Annotated in this window: 1 protein-coding gene; it reads right to left on the bottom strand. The window is 39.2% G+C overall.

What is annotated here, in order from left to right; genetic code table 11:
• Positions 1 to 260: hypothetical protein (locus tag G7034_RS12170; protein WP_166401161.1), on the bottom strand; the 260-nt coding region annotated here is incomplete at both ends.

The following is a 260-nucleotide window of genomic DNA, read 5'->3' on the forward strand; positions in this document are numbered from 1 at the left end:
GGAATTACTTCTATGGTCAAGGTGGTCGTTTTCGTACAATCCGTGTCCAAATCGACAGCTTCAACATACACCACTTGTGGATTAGCTTGGGTATTCACAAAATTTTCGGTGTCCGTAATCTGATTCTCCAAAGCTTCATCTTCGTAAAAATTAATCAAGATGGTTTGATCGCCTTGCGTGATTTCTTCAACTTTACTAAATAAATTAAAGGTTGCTTGTTCATTGGTGGTGCTTCCTCCGGTTTCATCATCACAAACTGA

Origin of the sequence: Psychroflexus maritimus, from assembly GCF_011089875.1 — a bacterium.
In the GTDB taxonomy this organism is placed as follows: domain Bacteria; phylum Bacteroidota; class Bacteroidia; order Flavobacteriales; family Flavobacteriaceae; genus Psychroflexus; species Psychroflexus maritimus.